Raw genomic sequence first — 14,540 nt, 5'->3', positions numbered from 1 at the left:
GGTCAGCGTCCTCCGAGGCCGGAAGCGGCCATCGAGTTGATGATCTTCCGCTGGCCGATCAGGAAGGCGATCAGCGTGGGCACGACCGCGATCGAGGAGGCGGCCAGGATGAGGCCGTAGTCGATCGCGCCGAACTGCTTGGCGTAGGTGGCCAGGAGCAGCGGCACCGTGAACAGCTCAGGCGTGTTGAGGAAGATCAGCGGGAAGAAGTAGGAGTTCCAGGCGGCGAGGAAGGCGATGATGCCCATGGCGCCGAGGCCCGGCTTGATGTTGGGAAGGACCACGCGCCAGAAGATCGTCCAGCGGCCGGCGCCGTCGATCCTGGCCGCCTCCTCCAGCTCCATCGGCACCGCCCGGATGAACTGGCGCAGCAGGAAGACGGCGAACGGGTTGACGATCGTGGGCACGATCAGCGCCAGGTGCGAGTCGACCCAGCCGACCTTGGCCAGCATGAGGTACAGCGCCGTGATCGTCACCTGCGGCGGCACCATCTGGGTGGCCAGGAAGAGCACGAACAGCGCGCCCGAGCCCCTGAACTTGATCCGCGCGAAGGCGTAGGCGGCCATCGCCGAGGTCAGCAGCGTGAGCGCGACGTTGACGACGGCGATGTAAAAGCTGTTCCAGTACGCGGGAAGGATCGTGCTCTCGCCGAGCACGTCGCCGTAGTTCTGCGGCTGCCACGGGCTGGGCAGCCAGTCGGTCGGGTTGTTGAGCATCTGGTGCGTGCCCTTGAAGGATGTCAGCAGCATCCAGACGAAGGGGAACAGCATCAGGAGCCCGCCGACGGTCAGCGAGACGTGCAGGGCGACCTGCCTGGTTCGCATGGCGGATCCCTTAGGAGTCGTAGTGGACGAAGCGCTTCTGCGCCATGAACTGGACCAGGGTGACGATCAGCGTCAGCACCAGCAGCAGGACGCCCGCGGCGCTGCTCATGCCGAACTCGAACTTCTTGAAGCCGAGGTCGAAGAGGTGGTACACGATCGTCTGCGCGCCCTCGTTGTCCTTCGGGTCGACCAGCACGTAGATCAGGTCGAACGCCTGCAGGGAGCTGATGACGGCGACCACGGTGGAGAAGAAGATCGTCGGTGACAGCAGCGGCAGCGTGACCCGGCGGAACGTCTGGAAGGCCGTCGCGCCGTCGATCCTGGACGCCTCGAAGATCGCCGGCGGGATCGTCTGCAGCCCGGCCATGAAGATGACCACGTTGAGCCCGAGCGAGGACCAGATGGTCACGGCCGCGATCGAGACGATCACCCAGGCGGGGCTGCCCAGCCAGTCGGGGCCCGTGATGCCGAACAGGTTCTGCAGCGTGGTGTTCAGCACGCCGTTCTCGTCGTTGGCCAGGATGACCTGCCAGATCAGCGCGACCGCGACCGAGCTGGTGACGACGGGCATGAAGTACAGCACGCGGTAGACGTTGCTGCCCTTGAGGTTGTTGAGCCCCACCGCGACCAACACGGCCAGGGTCAGGCCCACGGGCACGGTGATCAGCGCGATCGCCACCGTGTTCCAGACGGCCCTGCCGAAGTCCGGGCTGCTCAGCTGGGCGGCGAAGTTGTCGAAGCCGACCCACTCCGTGGCGCCGAGACCGTCCCACTTCATGAACGCCAGGACCACGGCGAACAGCAGCGGCACGATGAGGAACAACACCAGGCCCAGGACCTGCGGCGCGAGGAAGAAGGCGGCCCACAGGCCGTCCCGGTTCCGGACCTTCTTGGAGGAGGTCCGGGCCGGGGCGGCCGTGGGGCGGGTGAGCGTCGCCACTAGCCGAGCTTGCCTTCGACGAGCTTCTGCAGCTCGGTCATGCCCTGCTCGACGGGGACCTTGCCCTGCCAGACCTTCAGCAGATGGTCGTTGATGTCCTTGGTCAGGCCCGGCACGGCGACTTCCTCCGGGTAGTTGGCGAAGCCGTTGTCACGCACGTCGATCAGGGTCTGCGCGTGCTCGGGGTAGCCGTCCAGGACGACCGACTCCGCGCCCTTGATCGACGGCACGGCGCCGCCGCCCTTCATGCGGGTGATCTGGCCTTCCTTGCTGACGAAGTTCGTGAAGAACTGGAAGGCCTCCTTCGCGTGCGGAGTGTCCTTGTTGATCGCCAGGTAGGAGGCGGCCACGGCGCCCGACATCGGCTTCCCGTCCGGGGAGGGGAAGGGGACGATGTCGTAGTTGGACTTGTCGCCGCCCTTCTTGAGGATGTCGATCACCCAGCGGCCACCGGCGTAGAAGCCGGCCTTGTGCTTGAGGAACTGCGTGTTGCCGCCGTTGCTGGCCGGGAGCAGGTCGATCGAGACGAACGTCTTGTCCTGGTAGCCCTTGGCCAGCGTCTGCAGCGCCTCACGGGACTTGGGGTCGGTCGTCGCGGTGAACTTGCCGCCGTCCCACGCCTTGCCGCCGAAGCCGTGGATCATGCTGTACGTGGAGCCGTACCAGTTCCAGAACAGGGAACCGGACTTGCCCGCCTTGACCAGCTTCTGGCCCATCTCCAGGTACTTGGGCATCGTCCACTGGCCGGCGGCGTACAGCTCGGCCGGGTTCTCGGTGATGCCGGCGTCCTTGAGCGCCTGCTTGTCGAACCAGAGGACCTCGGGGTTGACGTCGTTCGGGACGCCGTAGATCTGGCCGTCCTTCTTGGCGCCGCCGTACACGCCGTCGAAGAAGTCCTCGGGCTTGCTCTTGGAGTCGGCGCCGGCGAGCTTGTCGTTGAGCGGGGTCAGGACACCGGCCTGGACGAACTTGCCGATGTTGTCGTCGCCCACGAAGAACACGTCGGGCGCGGTCTTGCTGGTCAGCTGGGTGAGGAGCTTGGGGTGGTAGTCGTCGTACTTGGCCACCGGCTCAAGCTTGAGCTTGATGTTGGGGTTCTTGCTCTCGAACTCCTTGACCAGGGGCTCGTAGAGCTTCATGTCCTCCGCCGACCCCCAGGCCGACCAGCGAATGGTCACCGGGCCGCCGGCGGCGTCCTTGCCGCCGGAGCCGGCGACGCCCGGTGCGCCGCCGCCGCCACTGCACGCAGTGGCAGCGATCGCGAGGATGCCGATGACGGCCGCCGCACGCTTCATGTCTTACTCCTGAGGGGTGTTACGCGAGCCCGCCGCCGTCGACGACGAGCGCTGATCCGGTGATGTAGCTGGCGGCGTCACTCGCCAGGAAGAGCACGGCCTGAGCGATCTCCTCGGGGGTGCCCGAGCGACCCATCGGCCGGTCGGCGGCGTCCTTCTCGAACGCCGCCCAGTCCTCGTTGAGCTGCTTGGCCTCGTCGCGCAGCATCGGGGTGTTGGTGTCGCCGGGATTGACGGAGTTGACGCGGATCCCGGCCTTGGCGTGGTCGATCGCCAGCGCCCTGGTCATGTTGACCACGGCCGCCTTGGAGGCGCAGTAGGAGATCGCGTTGCCGCCGCCCTTGAGGCCCCAGCCCGAACCGGTGTTGACGATCGAGCCGCCTTCGGTCATGGCCGGGATGGCGTACTTGCTCATGAGGAACACCGAGCGCACGTTGACCGCCATGACCCGGTCCCACTCCTCGACGTCGAGGTCGAGTGCGGTGGTGCGGCGGATGATGCCGGCGTTGTTGAACAGCACGTGCAGGCCGCCGTAGGTCTCGACCGCCGTGCGGACGATCAGCTCGCAGTCCTCCGGCCGCGACACGTCGGCCGGTACGGCGGTGCCGCCGATCTCCTCGGCCACGGCCCGCGCGCCCGCGGCGTCGACGTCGGCGACGACGACCTTCGCGCCCTCCTTGGCGAACAGGATCGCGGTCGCGCGGCCGATGCCCGAGGCACCGCCGGTGACGATCGCTACCTTGCCGTCGAGCGTGCTCATATCTGGAACTCCTCACTTGCCGGACAGATCCGGTAGATCGTGCTTTCGCGGTAACCGGTGATCACCCGGACGTGCCCGCTGAGCTTGCTGTCTGTCTCGTCGTCGCCGGTGTCGGCCAGCAGCGGCCGGCCGTTGAGCGCGGCCAGCTTCTGCTGGGTGGCCAGCACGAACAGCTCCCCTCCGCCGTCCCTGACCGCGTCGAGCACCCGGGGCGAGACCTGCTGGTTGCCGCGGCCGAGCACGAAGCCCTGCCCGCCGATCACCGACAGGACCAGCGCCGACCGCTCGCCGCTCACCAGCTCGAACAACTCGGGCTCCGAGACGTCCGCACCGACCACGACACCACCGACGCCGCCGAATCCCGAGCCGCCACGCTCGACCACGTCCACGCCCAGCAGGGTCGTGGCCAGCCCCAGCTCCCTGCCCACGGCCAGCGTGGTCGCGCCGGGGCCCAGGACGTAGCGGATGCCGGGGCGCATCGTGGCCACGACCTCGCGGGCGATGCCCTCGACGGTCCCCTCGGCCGTCGCGGACGAGCCCGCCTTCCTGCCCGACAGCGCCGCACGGGCCGCGGGGACCCTGAGCGAGCCGTACAGGCGTGGACTGACCGCGCCGCGGCGGTAGAGCTCCTCGTCGAGATCCACCACCTCGGCCTCGGCCGTCGTGCCGTCGAAGTCGGCGGCCACGAACCCGGCCGTGGCCGGGCTGAGGGCGAAGCAGCCCGAGTAGACCTTGACACCCGCCGGGATCCCGAGGACCGGAGGGGCCGCTTCACCCAGCTCCCGGACGGCGTCCAGGACGTCGCGCGCGGTGCCGTCGCCGCCGGCGAACAGCAGCAGGTCGACATCGGCCAGCGCGGCCACCGCCGCCCTGGTGTCCGCCGCCGTCGTCAGCCCCACCCCGCCGGCGATCCGGCCGGGCTCCGGGTTGTGGGGGGCCGGTGGCCGTACCAGCTCGTGGGCGCCTTCGACGCCCATCGGGCCGGGGACCGTGGCGATCCGGACGCCGGGACGGCGGGCGAGCAGCGTGCGGACGGCCTGCGCCGCCCGCTCCCCCGCCCGCGGCCGCGCGCCCCTGGCCAGGGCCTCGCGCTGGACGTCCGGCCCGTCGCTGCCCTTGAGCCCGGCCGAGCCGCCGAGCCCGGCCACCGGATTGACCACCAACCCCACGGTGAACATGGCTCAGTCCCGGCCCTGCAGGTGCTTGCGGACGTAGGCGCGCCAGGTGGGCGCCCACTGCTTGGGGTCGTCCAGCGACGTCATGTCGATCTTGTGGATCGTCTGGTTGTACGGCGCGCCCTTGACGAACTCCGGATCCCGGCGCGCCTCATCGGCGACGTGGGCCAGGATCGCGGCGTACTCGTCGAGGTCCTCCTTGGCGTAGGACTCGGTCGGCTCCAGTGTGAAGGGCTCGGGCACCAGGTAGGGGTGGTGCGAGGTCCAGTAGTGGACGCCGAAGTCGGCGGCGCGCACGCCGATCTCCTCCGAGTGCACGCCGGTCTCCTCCGACAACTGCTGCCAGGAGTAGCGGGCCTGCTCGACGTGGCGACTGTTCCATGGGACGGAGGCGCCGGGAATCTGGAGGATCTTGTGCATGAGGTAGTTGTTGTTGAGCACCGCGGTCTCGGCGACCTGACGGAGCCCTTCCGCGCCCAGCGACATGATCCATGCGTAGGCCCGGACGACGTTCGGGGTGACGCCGAGGAACGGGCGGATCTTGCCAACGGACTTTTCCGGATATTTCAGCACAAAACGCTCAGTGCCGTCGAATTCAGTAGTGTCGGATTCAACCCGGTCGACGGTCGGCTCGGGCAGGAACGGCTCCAGCGCGGACGAGACGCCACAGGCGCCCGCCGCCGGTCCGCCGCAGGCGTGCGGGGTGGAGAACGTCTTGTGCAGGTTGAAGTGGCACAGGTCGAAACCGACGTCACGCGCCCGGGTGATGCCCAGGATGCCGTTGGCGTTGGCCTGGTCGTAGCAGGCCAGGCCGCCCACCGAGTGGACCAGGTCCACGAACTCCTTGATCCGCGGGTTGAAGACGCCCGTGTCCTCGGGGTTGGTGATCATCAGCGCGGCGGTGCGCGGGCCGATGGCCGCCTTCAGCGCCTCGATGTCCGGCAGGCCCTCGGCGTCCGGCATCAGCGTGATGACCTCGTACCCGGCGGTCTTGGCGCAGGCCGCGTTGGACGGGTGCGAGAACATCGTGGTGATGACCTGGTCGCGGCCCTCACCGCCGTTGGCGGCGTGGTAGGCGCGGATCATCGCGATGTTGGCGTAGATCGCCGCCGACCCCGAGCCCGGCTGCAGCGAGACCCGGGACATCCCCGAGATCTCCGCCAGCATCCGCTCCATGCGCCAGTAGATCTCCAGCACGCCCTGCACGGTGTCCTCGTGCTGGTGCGGGTGGAGCGGCCCGGTCGCCTTGGCGAACAGGTCGTTGACCTTGGGGCTGTACTTCATCGTGCAGGTGCCCTGGCCGACGTCGATGTTGAGGTCGAAGCCCAGGTTCTCCTGCGACAGCCGCAGGTAGTGCCGCAGCACGTGCAGCTGCGACATCTCGGGCAGCTTCGGCGCGTGCTCCCGACGCACCGACGCGGGCAGCTCCACCGCGGGCCCCTCGGCCTTGGGCACGGCGATGCCGCGCCGTCCAGGGTGCGAGAGCTCGAAGATGATCGGCTCGTCCCACCGGGCCTGGTGGAAGCGGCGCAGCGGCGGCTTCGGCGCCACCGGCAGCTCGGCGAACGACTCTCCGTGACCGCTCATGCGCCCAGAACCTCCTTGACGGCCGCTGCGAGCCGGTCGATGTCGTCGGTGGAGTGGCACTCGGTCACGCACACGAGCACCGTGCGGTCGTCGAGGGCGACGCCGCCGAAGATCCCCTTGTCCCGCAGCCCGTCCAGGAGCGCGCCGGACGAGGGCACCTCAATCGCGAACTCGCGGAAGTGCACGGCGTCCTTGTGGCGCACGGTGACGTGCCGGCCCAGGGCGTCCATGGCGTAGCGGGTACGCGACAGGATCGTCTCCCCGAGCTCCTTCATGCCCTCCGGGCCCATGAGCGCCAGGTAGACACCGGCCGTGATGCCCCACAGGGCGGCGGCCGTACCCACCCATTCCTTGCCCTCTTCGCGGTGGGCGAAGGAGGTGCGGTCGTAGTAGACGTCGCCGAAGCCGTACTCGCCGGGGACCTGCGTCGGCGCGATGCCGAACAGGCGCGAGGGGAACTCCGCGACCAGCGGCTCGTGGTCCTGGGTGGCGATGTAGCCGGCGTGGCCGCCGCCGAAGCCCGGGTGCATGCCGAGCGGCTGGATGTCGCCGCAGGCGATGTCGGCGCCGTAGGCGGCCGGGGGCGCGAGGACGCCGAGGGAGATCGGGTCGGCGCTGACGACCAGCAGCGCGCCGTTGGCGTGCGCCAGGTCGGCCAGTTCCTTGCCCCGGGTCTCGACCACGCCGTAGACGTTGGGGGTCTCCAGGTAGATCGCGCCGAAGGTGTCGTCGATCGCGACCTCGCCGATCTCGCCGTTGGCGGCGACCGGCGCGAAGACCATCTCGATGTCGTGGCCGAGGAAGTCACGCAGCTTGCTCAGCTTGTCGGCGGCGATGGCGCCGCTGAGCAGGACCTTGGGCCGGCCGGTGTAGCGGCAGGCCATGCGGATGGCGGTGCCGGACGCCTGGTAGCCGTCGTAGGTGGGGACGTTGACCACGTCCATCTCGAGCAGCTCGCCCATCATGCTCACGTACTCGAACAGGGCCTGGAAACGCCCGTGGTCCTCGTACGGCTCGCCGGCGTAGGCGGTGAGGAACTCGCTGCGGGAGTTGACCTCGTCGCAGACGGCCGGGACGTAGTGCGCGTAGCTGCCGTGCCCGAGGAAGCTCAGCCCGGCCACGTTCTTGGCGAACAGGCCCTCCATGTGGCGCACCAGGTCCTGCTCGGCCACCAGCGGCGCGGGCAGGTCGAGGGGACGGTTCAGGCGGAGCTCGGCCGGGATGTCGGCATAGAACTCCTCGACGCTCCGCGCGCCGACGGCGGCCAGCATCTCGGCCCTGACACCCGGCTCGGTGTTCGGGATATAGGGGTGTGTCAACGGATCTCCTTCAACACGATGGCGTCTCGGGGGGCGAGCTCGATCTCGCCGTGGAGGTTGGTCTGGGTGAGCAGGTCCTCGCCGCGGTGCGGGAGCGTGACCCGCCGGGTCTCGGCGGTGTGGTTGAGCAGGAAGAGGTACGCGCCCCTCCGCACGGCCTCCACCCCCTCGGGAACCTCGACGCCGCGGACGCCCGCGCGGGCGAGCACGTCGTCGAGGATCGGGGTCACGTCGTCGAGCAGGCAGCTCAGGTAGGTGGCCCGGCCCTTGCGGGTGATCGCGGGCCGCCCGTCGAGGTCGCCGCCCTGGTAGCGGGCGAGCACCTCGGCGTCGATCGGCCGCAGCCACTCCGCCCACGTGTGCGCGCTGCCGCCCTCCACGGGCTGGCGGACGCCGTCGGGCAGCGGCCACCACTCGTCCACGGCCACGCCGAGCAGCTCGCGCAGCGGTCCCGGCGCGCCGCCGTCGTGCACCTGGTCGTTGGCGTCGACCACGCCGCTGAACGGCCCCACGACCAGCTCTCCCCGGTACGCCGCGAGCTCGTCACCGGCGAGGTAGAGGTTGGGCGCGATCACCAGCTTGTAGCCGGACAGGTCCCGGCCGGGCGGCGTGAGGTCCACGGCGATGCCGCGCGCGTGCAGCGGCGCGTACCAGGCCAGCAGGAGGTCCTTGAGCTTGAGCCGGTTGGACGGCATCGACTCGGGCGCCTCCAGGCCCCACCAGCTGTCCCAGTCGAGGACCAGGGCTACCTCGGCGTCGCTGTGGGAGCCGGCGACCTCGCCGAGCCTGCGCAGGTCCGCGCCCAGGCGCAGAGTGTCCTGCCAGCCCCGGGTGTCGGTGCCGCCGTGCGGGAGCATCGCGGAGTGGAACTTCTCCGGGCCGTACTTGGCCTGGCGCCACTGGAAGAACATGACGCCGTCAGAGCCGTGGGCCAGCGCCTGCAGGCTGTGCAGGCGCATCATGCCGGGCGGCTTGGGCGCGTTGACCTCGCGCCACGACACGGCGCTCGGGGCCGACTCCAGCAGCAGCCACGGCTGCCGCTTCAGCGAGCGCATGAGGTCGTAGCTGAGGGCCACGGCCACGTGCGAGCGCGGGTCGGCGGGGTCGGGGTAGGCGTCGTCGCTGACGAGGTCCTCGGCGGCGGCCCACTTCCAGTAGTCCAGGCCGTGCAGGATGCTCATGAAGTTCGTGGTGACCTTGACCTCGGGGGTCACCCGGCGCAGCACGGCCTTCTCGGCCTCGAAGAGCTCCAGCAGGGCGTCGCTGCAGAAGCGGCGCCAGTCGAGGAGCTGTGCGGGGTTGACCGGGCCGGGGGCGGTGCGCGGCGGCTCGACCTGGGCCAGGTCGGTGTAGTGCTGGCCCCAGCAGGACGTGCCCCAGGCGGCGTTGAGGCCGTCGGCGTCCTTGTAGCGCTCGGCGAGCCAGCGGCGGAAGTGCCGGGCCGACTCCTCGCAGAAGCATTCGAGTGTGTGGTCGGCGTACTCGTTGCCGATGTGCCACATGGCCAGGGCCGGGTGGTCCTTGTAGCGCTCGGCCATCGCCTCGGCCAGCCGTACGACGTGGTCCTTGAAGACCGGGGAGCTGGGGCAGTAGCCCTGCCGGGAGCCGAACTCCAGACGCACGCCGTCGGCGCTCACCGGCATCACCGAGGGGTGCTCGCGCACCAGCCACGGCGGCGGGGTGGCGGTCGCGGTGGCCAGGTCGGCGGCGATCCCGTGCTCGTGCAGGAGGTCGAGGACGCGGTCGAGCCAGCCGAAGTCGTACTCGCCCCGCCTCGGCTCCAGCCGCGACCACGAGAACACGGCGACGGTGGCCATGTTCACGCCGGCCTCGGCCATCAGACGCATGTCCTCGGCCCAGACCTCCTCGGGCCACTGCTCGGGGTTGTAGTCCCCTCCGAACAGCAACCCCGGCACCCGGGTCAGCCCCACGCTTACTCCTCTTGTGCTGTGTACTATTTTGTACACAGAATTCATAGTGCAGTATTTTGCATCACGTCAAGCGCTACGCTGATCAGGGAAGATCACACCGAAGGAGTGCCATGCCGATCGAGCGGCGACCACTGCGCGAGCAGATCAGGGACGAGCTCTTGAGAAGGCTCGATCGCGGCGACTTTTCCGCGGGCACGGACATCAACGAGGCGGCGCTGGCGGGCGAGCTCGGCGTCAGCCGTACTCCCCTGCGTGAGGCGCTCATCACACTCGCGGGCGAGGGCGTGCTGGAGAGCTCCCAAGGCAGGGGCTTCCGGTTCGCACCGGTGAGCAAGAGGGAGTTCAGGGAGCTGTGCGAGATCGTCGCCGCCCTGGAGTCACTGGCGCTGGAGACCTCCGACCCCGGCTACCTGCGCAAGATCGCTCCCGAGCTGCTACGGCTGGCGCGCGACTTCCCCGACCCGGTCGCCGAGCAGCAGATCATAGAACGGCACGACGACGAGTGGCACGACCTGCTGCTGAGCGGCTGCCAGAACGAACGGCTGCTGGACCTGATCACCAGCGTCAAGGCCGGCATGCGGCGCTACGCCCACCTGATCGCCGGCGACGACGCCCCCCTGGAGCGCGAGGCGGCCGAGCACTGCGAGGTGGCCGAACTGCTCATGGCCGGGCACCTCGACAAGGCGACCGAGGCGCTGCGCGACAACTGGGTGAACGGGATGGAGCGCATGATGTCCCGCATCCCCTCCGCTTAGACCCGGAATAGTTGAAAGATAAACTGGGTTAGGCCCTGCAGACACCGCAGGAAGGAGCCCGACATGCCCGCCGTAACCGTCGAGAACCCGCTCACCCTCCCGCGCATCCCGGCCCACACCGGTCCGCAGCGCAAGGTGCTGGCGGTCGAGACCGCGCCCACCGGCTTCGAGGGCGAGGGCTTCCCCGTCCACAAGGCCCTGGCCGCCATCAAGCCGCAGTACCTCGACCCGTTCGTCATGATGGACCAGATGGGCGAGGTCGACTACGCCGCCGGCGAGCCCAAGGGCACCCCGTGGCACCCGCACCGCGGCTTCGAGACCGTCACGTACATGATCGACGGAGTCATGGACCACCTCGACTCCAACGGCGGCGGCGGCACGATCACCAACGGCGACACCCAGTGGATGACGGCCGGCGCCGGCATCCTGCACAAGGAGGCGCCGCCGGAGTGGCTCGTCCAGAAGGGCGGCCTCTTCCACGGCATCCAGCTCTGGGTCAACCTCCCCGGGTCCAAGAAGATGATCGCCCCCCGCTACCAGGACATCGGCAGGTCCAGCGTCGTCCTGCTCAGCAGCGACGACGGCGGCGCGCTGGTGCGCCTGATCGCCGGCGACCTGGGCGGGCACGCCGGGCCCGGCTCCACCCAGACGCCCATCACGCTGCTGCACGCCTCGCTCAGCCCCGGCGCGCGCCTGACGCTGCCGTGGCGCAAGGACTTCAACGCCCTCGCGTACGCGCTGTCAGGGAACGGCAGCGCCGGGACGGAGAAGACGGCGTTCGGCAGCGGGCAACTGGCGGTGTTCGACGGGTTCGGCAACCGGCCCGGAATGGCCACCTCGGGTGAGGCGATCACGCTCACCGCGGCGCCGCGTTCGGCGCTTGAGGTGATCGTCCTGGGCGGCGAGCCCATCGGGGAGCCGGTGGCGCACTACGGGCCGTTCGTCATGAACACGCGGGCCGAGCTGGTTCAGGCCTTCGAGGACTACCAGGCGGGCAAGCTGGGCGTCATCCCGGCCGAACACGCCTGACCTCATCCGGCCCGCTTCTCCGATTCCGCGGCCGCCCACGCGAAGACGCTTCTGGCCATCAGCGACTGTTCGCCCGCCGCCCTGGCGGCGAAGACCTCGGCGCGGACCCGGTGCACGCCCGGGTCGCCGGGGGCGGCCAGTGCGGCCATCTCGGCCAAGTGGCCGGCCAGGCGCTCGTCACCCTCGCCCAGGGCCTTCAGCGCGGCGTCGGCCAGCACCGAGGCGCCGCCGGCCAGCCCGGCGACCGCCGCGGCCACGGTGGCGTCCGGGGCGGGCTTCAGGGTGGCGGGGTTGCCGTCGTACCAGCCGCCGTACAGCCGCCAGAGGTTCCTGACCACGAACTCGGGCTCGTCGTAGCGGGCACGCAGGTACGGCCGGTCGGACAGGTGCGCCGGCGGGCGTACCGTGTGCATGATCTCGTCCAGGCGGGCGCCGGTGTTGAGGAGGCCGAGCGCCTGGGTGACCAGGGACTCCAGCCATTCCGCCGTCTCCAGGAGCGCCGTGCGGACGCGGTCGCGGCCGAAGACGGGCGCGCCGTGGCTCGGGAGCATGATCTCGGCGTCCAGGGCCGCCATGCGGCGCAGGGCGTGGACCCACTCGCGCGGGTAGCGCTGGACCTTCTGCGGATTGCCGCAGTTCGGGGTGACCCAGATGAACAGGTCGCCGGGCAGCAGGAGCTTGTGTTCCGGGACGTAGCAGACGCTCGCGTCGTCGGTCTCACCCTTTGCGTGGAAAAGGTCGAAGGTGAGGCTGCCGCGCCGTACCGTCAGAGAGTCGTCGAAGGTGACGTCGGGGTGACGGTAGTCCATGGGCCAGCGCAGGTTCGGGGCCTGGAACTGGCGCTGGTTGATGATCGCGTTGTAGCCGTTCGTCAGCACGTAGCGGTGGAAACGGGCTACAACTGCTTTGTGGGCGTAGATCGTCGCGCGGGGTCCGGACTCCTCGAAGGGCGCGGTGCCGAAGACGTGGTCGATGTGGCCGTGAGAGTAGAAAGCCGTGGTCAGCGGGGCCTTCGACCAGGCGCGTACGTCGGTGTGGAGCTGGGCAGCCGAGAAGGGGCTGCTGGTGTCGAAGAGGACCAGTTCGCCCTCGGTCTCGAAGGTGATCACGTTTCCGAAGCCCGGCCACCACCCGAGCCCGTCCGCGATCGGCTGGACGCCCTTGCCGTCCATGCCCGTGTCCACGATGCTGTCGTCCGACTCGCCGTTCCAGATTCGGTCCGCGTACTCCTCAATCATGGGCATCACCTTGTTCTAGAACACGATTCTAGGCAAGGGGTCACGGAAGCGCCTCACAAGGTCACGGGTCGATTGCGCCCTCTTGACGGGAGTCACCGGACATTCGTACGTTCGGCAAAACGTTTAGGAAACTTTCCTAATTGATCCCCTTCAGGAGAGATCCGTATGTCCCACCCGGGAGAGATCACACGGCGCCAGCTGCTGCGCCGGATCGGCCTGACCGCGTTCGTCGCCGGCCCCGGGGTGGGCCTGCTCTCAGCCTGCGCCACCGGCGGGACGGCGGCTCCGTCCGCCTCCGCCCCCGCACCCGCCTCCAGCGCCGGCTCCGACCCGAAGAACCCCTTCGGCGTCGACGCCAAGAAGGGCCTCGAGGTCGTCATCTTCACCGGCGGCTTCAAGGACGACTACGCCAAGCTCGTCCACGAGGCGATGTACACCAAGTCCTTCGCCGGCGTCTCCATCAAGCACACCGGCACCCAGAACGTCGGCACCATGCTGCGCCCGCGCTTCCTGGCCGGCGACGCGCCCGACGTCGTCAACAACTCCGGCCCCGAGGCCATGGACGTGGCCGCGCTCGCCGCCGAGGGCCACGTCGCCGACCTGGGCCCGCTCTGGGACGCCCCGGCGCTCGACGACCCGGGCAAGAAGGTCCGTGACACCGTCACCCCGGCCGCGCTCGAGGAGGGCAAGCTCAACGGCAAGGACATGACGCTCAACTACGTCGTGTCCCACCGCGGGCTCTGGTACAACAGCAAGCTCTTCGAGAAGGAGGGCTGGACGCTCCCGCAGACCCTCGACGAGTTCAAGGCGCTGGGCGACAAGGCCAAGGCCAAGGGCATCCACCTGTTCGCCTACCCGGGCCAGAAGGGCCCGTACTACATGCTGTGGAACATGCTCTACCAGGCCGCGAAGATCGGCGGCAACCAGGCCATCATCGACATCGACAACCTGGTGGACAACGCCTGGAAGTCGGAGGCGTTCAAGGCGTCCGTGACCGCCTGGCACGAGATCTTCACGAAGTACAGCGACAAGTCCTACCTCGGCCTGGACCACACCCAGACCCAGATCAAGCACCTGCAGGACAAGTTCCTGTTCTACCCGACCGGCTCCTGGCTGGAAGGTGAGATGGCCAAGGACAAGCCCGACACCTTCGAGTACGCCCTCGCGCCGTTCCCCACCGTCACCGCCAACGACACGATGCCCTACGGCGCCATCCAGGTCGGCACCGGCGAGGTCTTCTTCGCCACCGCGAAGGGCAAGAACCCGCAGGGCGCGCTGGAGTACCTGCGCATCATGCTCTCCAAGGAGGGCGCGAAGGGCTTCGTCCAGCAGACCAAGAGCCTCACCATCGTGAACGGCTCCGCCGAGGGCGTCGACCTGCCCCCGGGCCTGGCCTCGGCCAACAAGGTGCAGACCGCCGCCGGTCAGAGCCTCATCACCTCCGCGCGCTTCGAGGGCTGGTACAAGGAGCTGTTCGACTACGCCTGGGCGCAGCAGAACATCCTCATGGGCGGCCGGATGACCGTCGACGAGTTCCTGGACAAGGTCCAGAAGAAGGCCGACGACATCAAGGCCGACTCCTCCGTCGCCAAGCAGACCAGGAACGCGTAACTCGATGGAGCGGCTTCGCAAGTACGGTTTCGTCCTGGGATTTCTCGCCGTCCCGGTGACGCTTTACGTAGTCTTC

12 protein-coding genes are annotated in these 14,540 nt (G+C 69.0%); 3 read left to right on the top strand and 9 right to left on the bottom strand.

From position 1 onward, the window contains the following. Nucleotides 1–2: 2 nt before the first annotated feature. From ACIBHY_RS30305 to ACIBHY_RS30270, 8 genes are read right to left on the bottom strand one after another with little or no spacing between them, the layout of a single operon-like run. Nucleotides 3–824: a carbohydrate ABC transporter permease gene (locus ACIBHY_RS30305; protein WP_397244483.1), complete on the bottom strand. Its 822-nt coding sequence runs from the start codon at nt 822–824 to the stop codon at nt 3–5. A 10-nt stretch (nt 825–834) separates the two neighbouring features. After that, on the bottom strand, nt 835–1,764 hold the full coding sequence (locus tag ACIBHY_RS30300) for a carbohydrate ABC transporter permease (RefSeq protein ID WP_397244486.1): 930 nt from the start codon (nt 1,762–1,764) through the stop codon (nt 835–837). Beyond that, the gene (locus tag ACIBHY_RS30295; RefSeq protein WP_397244488.1) at nt 1,764–3,059 is read right to left on the bottom strand and encodes an ABC transporter substrate-binding protein; all 1,296 of its coding nucleotides are present in this window, start codon (nt 3,057–3,059) and stop codon (nt 1,764–1,766) included. Before ACIBHY_RS30295 ends, ACIBHY_RS30300 begins: the two co-directional genes overlap by 1 nt. Nucleotides 3,060–3,078: 19 nt before the next feature. Continuing rightward, nucleotides 3,079–3,819, bottom strand: a complete 741-nt coding sequence (locus tag ACIBHY_RS30290; protein ID WP_397308459.1) for an SDR family NAD(P)-dependent oxidoreductase — start codon at nt 3,817–3,819, stop codon at nt 3,079–3,081. After that, nucleotides 3,816–4,979: an ATP-NAD kinase family protein gene (locus ACIBHY_RS30285; RefSeq protein WP_397308458.1), complete on the bottom strand. Its 1,164-nt coding sequence runs from the start codon at nt 4,977–4,979 to the stop codon at nt 3,816–3,818. The genes ACIBHY_RS30290 and ACIBHY_RS30285 overlap by 4 nt, the downstream gene beginning before the upstream one ends. A 21-nt stretch (nt 4,980–5,000) precedes the next feature. Continuing rightward, complete coding sequence (gene gcvPB, locus ACIBHY_RS30280; RefSeq protein WP_397244494.1) at nt 5,001–6,581, bottom strand: aminomethyl-transferring glycine dehydrogenase subunit GcvPB; 1,581 nt, start codon at nt 6,579–6,581, stop codon at nt 5,001–5,003. Then, complete coding sequence (gcvPA, locus tag ACIBHY_RS30275) at nt 6,578–7,900, bottom strand: aminomethyl-transferring glycine dehydrogenase subunit GcvPA (protein WP_397308457.1); 1,323 nt, start codon at nt 7,898–7,900, stop codon at nt 6,578–6,580. The genes gcvPB and gcvPA overlap by 4 nt, the downstream gene beginning before the upstream one ends. Continuing rightward, nucleotides 7,897–9,831, bottom strand: coding sequence for a beta-galactosidase (locus ACIBHY_RS30270; protein ID WP_397244498.1), 1,935 nt, complete (start codon nt 9,829–9,831; stop codon nt 7,897–7,899). The genes gcvPA and ACIBHY_RS30270 overlap by 4 nt, the downstream gene beginning before the upstream one ends. A 110-nt stretch (nt 9,832–9,941) precedes the next feature. Here ACIBHY_RS30270 and ACIBHY_RS30265 point away from each other — a divergent pair, with 110 nt between their 5' ends. Together ACIBHY_RS30265 and ACIBHY_RS30260 are read left to right on the top strand one after the other, a co-directional pair. After that, nucleotides 9,942–10,586 (top strand): GntR family transcriptional regulator, encoded by a 645-nt coding sequence (locus tag ACIBHY_RS30265; protein ID WP_184960088.1) that lies wholly within the window; start codon nt 9,942–9,944, stop codon nt 10,584–10,586. Between the two features lie 63 nt (nt 10,587–10,649). Then, nucleotides 10,650–11,615, top strand: a complete 966-nt coding sequence (locus ACIBHY_RS30260; protein ID WP_397244500.1) for a pirin family protein — start codon at nt 10,650–10,652, stop codon at nt 11,613–11,615. Nucleotides 11,616–11,617: 2 nt separating this feature from the next. Here the strand turns inward: ACIBHY_RS30260 and ACIBHY_RS30255 are convergent, their stop codons facing one another. Further along, entirely contained in the window at nt 11,618–12,853 is a 1,236-nt protein-coding gene (locus ACIBHY_RS30255) for an alkyl sulfatase dimerization domain-containing protein (protein WP_397308456.1), read from the bottom strand. Between the two features lie 165 nt (nt 12,854–13,018). Here ACIBHY_RS30255 and ngcE point away from each other — a divergent pair, with 165 nt between their 5' ends. After that, a complete protein-coding gene (ngcE, locus tag ACIBHY_RS30250) occupies nt 13,019–14,464 on the top strand; it encodes an N-acetylglucosamine/diacetylchitobiose ABC transporter substrate-binding protein (protein WP_397244504.1) in 1,446 nt (481 codons plus the stop codon). Nucleotides 14,465–14,540 lie beyond the last annotated feature (76 nt).

This window comes from Nonomuraea sp. NPDC050547, from assembly GCF_044457345.1.
Taxonomy (GTDB): Bacteria; Actinomycetota; Actinomycetes; order Streptosporangiales; family Streptosporangiaceae; genus Nonomuraea.
The sequence above is the reverse complement of the archived record's forward strand: the minus strand, read 5'-3'. Positions and strand labels throughout refer to the sequence as shown.

Bases quoted from the DNA above. Each gene is read 5' to 3' on its own strand.
- ACIBHY_RS30305 (WP_397244483.1), bottom strand. From the start codon at position 824: ATGCGAACCAGGCAGGTCGCCCTGCACGTCTCGCTGACCGTCGGCGGG.
- ACIBHY_RS30295 (WP_397244488.1), bottom strand. From the start codon at position 3,059: ATGAAGCGTGCGGCGGCCGTCATCGGCATCCTCGCGATCGCTGCCACT.
- ACIBHY_RS30290 (WP_397308459.1), bottom strand. From the start codon at position 3,819: ATGAGCACGCTCGACGGCAAGGTAGCGATCGTCACCGGCGGTGCCTCG.
- gcvPB (WP_397244494.1), bottom strand. From the start codon at position 6,581: ATGAGCGGTCACGGAGAGTCGTTCGCCGAGCTGCCGGTGGCGCCGAAG.
- ACIBHY_RS30265 (WP_184960088.1), top strand. From the start codon at position 9,942: ATGCCGATCGAGCGGCGACCACTGCGCGAGCAGATCAGGGACGAGCTC.
- ACIBHY_RS30260 (WP_397244500.1), top strand. From the start codon at position 10,650: ATGCCCGCCGTAACCGTCGAGAACCCGCTCACCCTCCCGCGCATCCCG.
- ACIBHY_RS30255 (WP_397308456.1), bottom strand. From the start codon at position 12,853: ATGATTGAGGAGTACGCGGACCGAATCTGGAACGGCGAGTCGGACGAC.
- ngcE (WP_397244504.1), top strand. From the start codon at position 13,019: ATGTCCCACCCGGGAGAGATCACACGGCGCCAGCTGCTGCGCCGGATC.